This is a genomic window from Cellulomonas fimi (genome assembly GCF_028527925.1).
GTDB lineage: Bacteria > Actinomycetota > Actinomycetes > Actinomycetales > Cellulomonadaceae > Cellulomonas > Cellulomonas fimi_C.
The window spans coordinates 24,826-33,074 of the sequence record NZ_JAPESW010000041.1; the positions used below are offsets into that span (position 1 = coordinate 24,826).

At 72.9% G+C, this 8,249-nt stretch carries 6 protein-coding genes and 1 rRNA gene; all 7 read left to right on the plus strand.

All coding sequences use genetic code 11. The features are described 5' to 3' along the window. Positions 1 to 26 precede the first annotated feature (26 nt). A complete protein-coding gene (locus tag OMK64_RS15860) occupies positions 27 to 1,268 on the plus strand; it encodes an argininosuccinate synthase (protein ID WP_272729328.1) in 1,242 nt (413 codons plus the stop codon). Next, positions 1,261 to 2,688: an argininosuccinate lyase gene (gene argH / locus OMK64_RS15865; protein WP_272729329.1), complete on the plus strand. Its 1,428-nt coding sequence runs from the start codon at positions 1,261 to 1,263 to the stop codon at positions 2,686 to 2,688. Before OMK64_RS15860 ends, argH begins: the two co-directional genes overlap by 8 nt. 110 nt (positions 2,689 to 2,798) lie before the next feature. Beyond that, entirely contained in the window at positions 2,799 to 4,100 is a 1,302-nt protein-coding gene (locus tag OMK64_RS15870; protein WP_272729330.1) for a methyl-accepting chemotaxis protein, read from the plus strand. Positions 4,101 to 4,135: 35 nt separating this feature from the next. Continuing rightward, positions 4,136 to 4,774 carry a nucleoside/nucleotide kinase family protein gene (locus tag OMK64_RS15875; protein ID WP_306469334.1) on the plus strand — a complete coding sequence of 213 codons (639 nt, stop codon included), beginning with the start codon at positions 4,136 to 4,138 and terminating at the stop codon, positions 4,772 to 4,774. An 83-nt stretch (positions 4,775 to 4,857) separates the two neighbouring features. Further along, positions 4,858 to 5,559: a DNA-3-methyladenine glycosylase gene (locus OMK64_RS15880; RefSeq protein WP_272729331.1), complete on the plus strand. Its 702-nt coding sequence runs from the start codon at positions 4,858 to 4,860 to the stop codon at positions 5,557 to 5,559. A 169-nt stretch (positions 5,560 to 5,728) separates the two neighbouring features. Continuing rightward, entirely contained in the window at positions 5,729 to 6,991 is a 1,263-nt protein-coding gene (tyrS, locus tag OMK64_RS15885; protein WP_272729332.1) for a tyrosine--tRNA ligase, read from the plus strand. Positions 6,992 to 7,924: 933 nt separating this feature from the next. Next, positions 7,925 to 8,249 (plus strand): 16S ribosomal RNA (locus OMK64_RS15890); the annotation flags it as partial.

An 8,249-nucleotide genomic window follows, 5' to 3' on the forward strand; every position in this document is an offset into this window, starting at 1 on the left:
ACACCCCCTGAGAAGAGAGAAGTTCCATGACTGAGCGTGTCGTCCTCGCGTACTCCGGCGGCCTGGACACGTCCGTCGGCATCGGCTGGATCGCCGAGGCCACCGGTGCCGAGGTCATCGCCGTGGCGGTCGACGTCGGCCAGGGCGGCGAGGACCTCGAGGTCATCCGCCGGCGCGCGCTCGACTGCGGCGCGGTCGAGGCGTACGTCGCCGACGCGCGCGACGAGTTCGCCGCCGAGTACTGCATGCCCGCCCTCAAGGCGAACGGTCTGTACCTCGACCGGTACCCGCTGGTCTCCGCGCTGTCCCGGCCGGTCATCGTCAAGCACCTGGTGCGTGCGGCTCGCCAGTTCGGCGCGACGACCGTCGCCCACGGCTGCACCGGCAAGGGCAACGACCAGGTCCGCTTCGAGGTCGGCATCACGTCGCTCGCGCCCGACCTGACGTGCCTCGCGCCCGTCCGCGACCTCGCCCTGACCCGCGACAAGGCGATCGACTTCGCCGAGAAGCACAACCTGCCGATCGCGACGACCAAGCACAACCCGTTCTCGATCGACCAGAACGTGTGGGGCCGCGCGGTCGAGACGGGCTTCCTCGAGGACATCTGGAACGCCCCGACGAAGGACGTGTACACCTACACCGACGACCCGACGTTCCCGCCGGTCGCCGACGAGGTCGTCGTCACGTTCGAGGCCGGCGTGCCGGTCGCGCTCGACGGTGTCCCCGTGACGCCGCTGCAGGCCATCCAGGAGATGAACCGCCGTGCGGGGGCCCAGGGCGTCGGCCGGATCGACATCGTCGAGGACCGCCTCGTCGGCATCAAGTCGCGCGAGGTGTACGAGGCGCCGGGCGCGATCGCGCTCATCGCCGCGCACCAGGAGCTCGAGAACGTCACCGTCGAGCGCGAGCAGGCCCGCTTCAAGCGGGGCGTCGAGCAGCGCTGGACCGAGCTCGTCTACGACGGCCAGTGGTTCTCGCCGCTCAAGAAGTCGCTCGACGTGTTCATCGACGACACGCAGAAGTACGTCTCGGGCGACATCCGCCTCGTGCTGCACGGTGGCCGCGCGACCGTCTCGGGCCGTCGCTCCGACGCGTCGCTCTACGACTTCAACCTCGCGACGTACGACACGGGCGACACGTTCGACCAGTCGGCCGCCAAGGGCTTCATCGAGATCTACGGCCTGTCGTCCAAGCTCGCCGCCGCGCGCGACGTGCGCTTCGGCAACGCCGAGGACCTCGGCTCGCAGGGCGGGATCGGCAGTGTCTGACGAGCAGGCGCCGCTCGCGCTGTGGGGCGGCCGGTTCGCGTCCGGACCGGCCGCCGCGCTCGCCGACCTGTCGCGGTCGACCCACTTCGACTGGCGGCTCGCGGACCACGACATCTCGGGGTCGGTCGCGCACGCGCGCGTCCTGCACCGTGCGGGTCTGCTGACCGCCGACGAGCTCGACGGCATGGTCGACGCGCTCGAGCGCCTGCGCGCCGACGTCGCGTCCGGGGCGTTCGGCCCCGCGCCCGACGACGAGGACGTGCACACGGCCCTCGAGCGCGGCCTGATCGAGCGCGCGGGCACGGACCTCGGCGGCAAGCTGCGGGCCGGGCGCTCGCGCAACGACCAGATCGCGACGCTCGTGCGGATGTACCTGCGCGAGCAGGCGCGCGTCCTGTCGGGGCTCGTGCTCGACGTCGTCGACGCGCTCGTCGCGCAGGCGTCCGCGGCGGGCGACGCGCCCATGCCCGGACGGACGCACCTGCAGCACGCGCAGCCCGTCCTCCTCGCGCACCACCTGCTGGCGCACGCGTGGCCCCTGCTGCGCGACGTCGGCCGGTGGGTCGACTGGGACGCGCGCGCCGCGCGCTCGCCGTACGGCTCGGGTGCGCTCGCCGGGTCCTCGCTCGGCCTCGACCCGGCCGCGGTCGCCGCGGAGCTCGGGTTCGACGGTCCGGTCGAGAACTCGATCGACGGCACGGCGTCGCGCGACGTCGTCGCCGAGTTCGCGTTCGTCGCCGCGATGGTCGCCGTCGACGTCTCCCGGCTCGCCGAGGAGGTCGTGCTCTGGTCGACCAAGGAGTTCGGCTTCGTCCGGTTGCACGACGCCTACTCCACGGGGTCGAGCATCATGCCGCAGAAGAAGAACCCGGACGTCGCGGAGCTCGCGCGCGGCAAGGCGGGGCGCCTCGTCGGCGACCTCACCGGGCTGCTCACGACCCTCAAGGGCCTGCCGCTCGCGTACAACCGTGACCTGCAGGAGGACAAGGAGCCGGTGTTCGACCAGGTCGACCAGCTCACGGTGCTGCTGCCGGCCTTCGCCGGGATGGTCGCGACCCTGACGTTCGACACGGCCCGCATGGCGGAGCTCGCCCCGCAGGGCTTCTCACTGGCCACGGACGTCGCCGAGTGGCTCGTCCGCGAGGGCGTGCCCTTCCGCGTCGCGCACGAGATCGCGGGCGCGTGCGTCCGCGCGTGCGAGGAGCGGGAGCCCGCGATCGAGCTGTGGGAGCTCACCGACGACGACCTCCTCGCGATCTCGCCGCACCTCACGAGCGGCGTCCGGTCCGTGCTGTCCGTCGAGGGCTCGCTCGCGTCGCGCGACGCCGCCGGCGGGACCGCCCCGGTGCGCGTCGCCGAGCAGCTCGCGGCCGCCCGGGACGCGGCGACGGCCCTGCGCGAGCGGTTCGCGACGGACTGACCCGGGCGGGCTCCTCATCTCCGGGCCTCGTCGGCCGATGGGTCCGGCGACCTTCACGCCGGCACGCGTCAGCCCCTGGCGTGGTCGGCACGACGAGGAGCGACACCCGAGTGAGCACCACCAGCACGGCCGTGAGTCCTGACGTCCGCTCGGCGCAGCGGGTCGCCCGTTCGGCGCGACGGGCGGCCGCGCTGGACCGGCCGTACCTGAGCACCCTCACGGGCTTCCAGCGGTGGTTCGCGAACATGTCGATCCGCGCGAAGGTCCTCACGCTGGCGCTCGTCATGCTCACGATGGTCCTGGCCGTGCTCGTCGTCGCCTGGGTGGACGGCGCCGAGGTCGTCGCGCTCGCGGGCGGCGACCCGGCGGTCACGGAGCACGTCGGTGCGACCCGCCGCACGCTCCTCGGCCTCGCCGCCGCGGCGACCGTCCTCGCGGGCGGCCTCACGACGTGGGGCGCGCACGCGATCGACCGCGAGCTCCGCCGGGTGTTCCGGGTGTCGGCAGCGCTCGAGGCGGGCGACCTCACCCAGCGCACGCGCCTCGACAACCGCGACCAGATCGGGCGAGCTGGTCGAGCGCTCGACGCCGGCCTCGACGCGCTGCACGGGTCTCTGAGGGCCGTCGCCGACGAGGTGGTCGTCCTGCACGACGCGACGCAGCAGCTCGACGACGGCAACCGGACGCTGTCGGCCACGGCCGAGCGTGCCAGCTCGGACGCCGGCGCCGCCGCGACGGCCGCCGAGCAGGTCGCGCAGACCGTGAGGTCCGTCGCGGCCGGTGCCGACCAGATGGGCGCCTCGATCCGCCAGATCGCGACCAACGCAGGCGAGGCGCTCACCGTCGCGACCGAGGCGACGACCGCCGTGGACGAGGCGGTGCGCACCGTCGGTCGCCTCGGGGACTCCTCGGAGCAGATCGGTGCCGTCGTGCGGCTCATCACGTCGATCGCGGAGCAGACGAACCTGCTCGCGCTCAACGCCACCATCGAGGCGGCGCGTGCCGGCGACGCGGGCAAGGGCTTCGTCGTCGTCGCGAACGAGGTCAAGGAGCTCGCCGGCGAGACCGCGCGCGCGACCGAGGAGATCGCACGCCGGATCGAGACGATCCAGGTCGACACGACGGCCGCGGTGGACGCGATCGGGCGCATCACGCAGGTGATCGCGGCGATCAACGACTACCAGTCCACGATCGCCGCGGCGGTCGAGGAGCAGTCCGTGACGACCGCCGCGATGTCGCGCGGCGTCGGTGAGGCGGCAACGGGTATCGGGGAGATCGCGACGTCGGTGTCGTCGGTCGCGAGCGGCGCCGGGGAGACCAGCGACGCCCTCGCGCGCGAGAGCGTCACGGTCGGGTCGATCGCGGAGGTGTCGGAGCGCCTGGCGTCGTCGACGGCGGCGTTCCGCATCTGACCGGCATGATGTGGGGTCCCGCGAGAGGAGACCCCGTGACCGCCGACCTCCCGGTGCCCGAGCCCGAGCCCGGTCTCGAGCCCGAGCCCGCGGCCGAGACCGAGACCGCGACCGGGCGTGACGCCGTCGACGTCGTCGTGACGCGTGCGCGAGACGCCCGCCCCCGTCTCGGCGCCGTCACGGTGGTGTGCGTCGACGGCCCGGCCGGCTCCGGCAAGTCCACGCTCGCGCGGCGGGTCGGTGCGGCGCTCGGGGCGGCCGTCCTCCACGTCGACGACCTGCTCGAGGGGTGGGACGGCCTCGAGGGTGTCTGGGACCGCCTCGCCGCCCAGGTGCTCGAGCCCCTCGCCGCGGGCCGGCCCGGTCGGTACCGCCGCTACGACTGGACGGCGGGAGCGTTCGCCGAGTGGCACGACGTCCCGGTGCCCGACGTCCTGGTCCTCGACGGCTGCGGCTCGGCGCGGACCGCGGCCGACGCGGTCGCCGCCGTCAAGGTGTGGGTCGAGGCGCCGCGGGACCTGCGCCTGGCGCGCGGCCTCGAGCGGGACGGCGACGCCGCGCGTGCGCACTGGCTCGCGTGGATGGTCGCCGAGTCCGAGCACTTCGCGCGGGAGCGGACGCGGGAGCGCGCGGACGTCCACGTCGACGCCGTCGGCCGCCTCGTCGAGCCCTGACCGCACGGGACGGAAGCCGCCGCGACGCGTCCGCGACCCGGATCAGCGAGCCGGTCGCGCAGCGCGTGCGGCAGGATGAGCGCGTGACCCAGCCCAGCGAGGTACCGACGACACCGGACGCGGCCGACCCGCGCGTGGTCGTCGCCGTGCCCGCCCGGGTCTGGTACAGCCGCGACGTGCACGTCGTCGCACGCGACCTGCTGGGTTCCTACCTGACGTCGCGGTCGCCGGAGGGCGACGTGACCGTGCGCCTCACGGAGGTCGAGGCCTACGGGGGCGCCGACGACCCCGGCTCGCACGCCTACCGCGGCCGCACCCCGCGCAACGCGGTGATGTTCGCCGAGCCGGGACGCCTGTACGTCTACCGGCACCTCGGCCTGCACCACTGCCTCAACGTCGTCGCCCAGCCGACAGGCAGCCCGGCCGCGGTCCTGCTGCGCGCGGGCGAGGTCGTCGAGGGCGAGGACCTCGCGTGGGAGCGCCGCGAGCGTGTCGGCGTCGTCGACTCGCAGCGGCAGCTCGCGCGCGGACCTGCCCGCCTCGCGGTGTGCCTGGGCCTCGACCTGCGCGCCAACGGCGCGGACCTCACGGAGGCGGGCGGCGCGACCGTGCTGCACCGGCACGCGGGGTCGTCCCTGTCCGCGCACGCGTCGGGCCCCCGCGTCGGGGTATCCGGCGCCGGAGGCGAGGCGCACTTCCCCTGGCGCTACTGGCTGACGGGGGAGCGCACCGTGTCGGCGTACCGGCCCGCGTATCGACGGCCGGCGTCGGTAGACGTCCCGTGAGGACGACGACGTCGGCCCCGTGCTCTCCGCGCTCCGCGACCCTCGCGCTCTCCCGGTCGGTCCGGCACGTCCCCGACGTGCCCGCCCGGGCCGTGCAGCCCGTCCGGAGCGCCCCGCCTCTCGCGGGCGCCGCGACCGCGGCCGCCCCGACCTCTGCAGGAGAACTGTCGTGACCCACATCCTCGACGAGCTCGCGTGGCGCGGCCTCGTCGCCCAGACCACCGACGCCGACGCGCTGCGCGCCGCCCTCACGGACGGCCAGGTGACGCTGTACTGCGGCTTCGACCCGACCGCGCCGAGCCTGCACATCGGCAACCTGGTCCAGATCCTCACCGTGCGCCGCCTGCAGGACGCCGGCCACCGCCCGCTCGCGCTCGTCGGCGGTGCGACCGGCCTCATCGGCGACCCGAAGATGACGGGGGAGCGCACGCTCAACTCCCCGGAGATCGTCGCCGGCTGGGTCGACCGCATCCGCCGCCAGATCGAGCCGCTGCTCCGATTCGACGGACCCGCGGCCGCCACCATGGTGAACAACCTCGACTGGACCGCGCCGCTGACCGCGATCGACTTCCTCCGCGACGTCGGCAAGCACTTCCGCCTCGGCACGATGCTCGCCAAGGACACCGTGGCCCGCCGGCTCAACAGCGAGCAGGGCATCAGCTTCACCGAGTTCAGCTACCAGATCCTGCAGGGCATGGACTTCCTGGAGCTGCACCGCCGGCACGGCGTCACGCTGCAGACGGGCGGCAGCGACCAGTGGGGCAACCTGCTGTCGGGCGTCGAGCTCATCCGCAAGGTCGAGGGCACCGCGGTCCACGCGCTCACGACGCCGCTCGTGACGAAGGCGGACGGCACCAAGTTCGGCAAGACGGAGTCCGGCACGGTGTGGCTCGACCCCGAGCTCACGACGCCGTACGCCTTCTACCAGTTCTGGCTCAACGCCGACGACGCCGACGTCGTGAGCTACCTGAAGATCTTCACGTTCCGCTCGCGCGAGCAGATCGAGGAGCTCGCCGAGGCCGTCGCCCAGCGTCCGGCCGCCCGCGAGGCCCAGCGCGCGCTCGCCCACGACGTCACGTCCCTCGTGCACGGCACCGAGGCGGCCGACAAGGTCGTCGCCGCGAGCCAGGCGCTCTTCGGCCGCGGCTCGCTCGCCGACCTCGACGAGGCGACCCTCGCGGCGGCCGTCGCCGAGCTGCCGACGGCCCCGGGCCGCGCCGGCGACCCGGTCGTCGACGTGCTCGCGGCCTCGGGCATCGTGGCGTCGAAGGCGGCAGCTCGCCGAGCGATCGGGGAGGGCGGTGCGTCGGTCAACAACGTCCGCGTGGAGGCGGACGACGCGGTCCTCCGCGCGGAGGACCTCCTCCACGGACGCTGGGCCGTCCTCCGCCGCGGCAAGCGCACTCTCGCGGTCGTCGACGCACAGGCCTGAACCCCCGCGCGCGCAGCGCGAACTTGGACCACCCCGGATGCCCGGACCCCTCGTGGGGCCGGGCATCCGCCGTCGCAGCGACTCGCGCCTCGGTGCGGGCCGACCGATCGGCCGACCGGGTGCCGGCCGCACCTCCGGGCGGCGCCCGCACCCGGGTGCGGCCTGCCCGGGCCGACGCGGGCGCTCTCCGTGCCGCCCGGACGCCGCGCGGCCCTGCGCAGCTGTCTCGATGGAGACGGTCGCCCGCACCCGACGAGGTGCACAGCGGACGGAGAGACGAGATGCGCAGGGGACGGAGAGGACATGCCGGACGGGCCGCTGGCTCTCTCAGCGGACTGCAGCGCGGTCGAAGGCGGCCGGCTGGTCGCGCACGACGGCGTCGTCGCAGTTCAGCGGGCCGTTTCGGCCCTGGACGACGCTCGCACGAGGACTGGTGACGGGGGTCACCGCAACCGGATTTGCCTCCGGCGCCAGAGCCCGCGTAATGTTCTCGATGTCGCCCGGCAGGGAGGAACGGACACCGAGGAACGATCCCGGTGGCTGGTCCCGAGGGTGGCCGCCCCCGAACAGTACGCAGGAGCTCAGTGCGCCTGCTGCTCGTCCGGGAGGGCCTGAGCCCGCGACCGCGAGCCCTACGGGGCGGACGGGAGCGGCCGGAAGGTCCGCTAAGATGGAGAACGACAAAGCCTCTGACGAAGAGCCGAAAGGCTCGAGCGGATGCGCGTCTGTTCCTTGAGAACTCAACAGTGTGCCAAGTAGTCGATGCCAAGATGGTCCATCGCACAGTGTGTGGTGGGTCTTGGTTGAGATTGAGGAGGCTCGTCCACCCCCGTGGATCGGGTCTTCTTTTGACAGCCGAATCTGATTGGCCCTTCGGGGCTGTTTCGTGTGTCGGTTGCTCGCCTGCTTCGGTGGGTGGGTGCCATGTAGACATTTACGGAGAGTTTGATTCTGGCTCAGGACGAACGCTGGCGGCGTGCTTAACACATGCAAGTCGAACGGTGACGACCAGCTTGCTGGTCTGATCAGTGGCGAACGGGTGAGTAACACGTGAGCAACCTGCCCCTGACTCTGGGATAACGACCGGAAACGGTCGCTAATACCGGATATGAGACGTACAGGCATCTGTTGCGTCTGGAAAGTTTTTCGGTCAGGGATGGGCTCGCGGCCTATCAGCTTGTTGGTGGGGTAACGGCCTACCAAGGCGACGACGGGTAGCCGGCCTGAGAGGGCGACCGGCCACACTGGGACTGAGACA